General features: G+C 57.1%; 1 pseudogene. It reads left to right on the top strand.

From position 1 onward, the window contains the following. Nucleotides 1-310 (top strand): annotated as a pseudogene (locus tag P0G09_RS16095) (Fic family protein); the annotation flags it as partial. Between the last annotated feature and the right edge of the window lie 42 nt (nt 311-352).

Genomic DNA, 352 nt, shown 5'->3' with positions numbered 1-352 from the left:
GCACTGGCATGAGGAGGAAAATGACCCGACACCGTTCATCAAATATATGCTGGCGGTGATCTGCTCCTGTTATCAGTATTTTGAGCAGCGGGTCGATCAGGACGGCGGGGGACAGAAGCGCGTGACGGCGTACGAGCGAGTGCGCAGCTATGCGATGGAAAGGCTGGGAGCCTTTACAAAACAGGAGGCCGCAGAGGCCTGCCCGGGCTTTGGTACAAGCTCGATTGACAGCGCGCTGAAAAAACTGACAGAGGAGGGCGTTCTGGAGAGGATCGGCGCGGGCAGAAAGACGCAGTATGTGCGCAGGTAAGGCTCCGGCCGGAGCTGAATGAATAATTCCCTTCCTGTTTCC

Origin of the sequence: Faecalibacterium sp. DFI.5.82 (assembly GCF_029076575.1) — a bacterium.
Taxonomy (GTDB): Bacteria; Bacillota; Clostridia; order Oscillospirales; family Ruminococcaceae; genus Faecalibacterium; species Faecalibacterium duncaniae.
The sequence above is the reverse complement of the archived record's forward strand: the minus strand, read 5'-3'. Positions and strand labels throughout refer to the sequence as shown.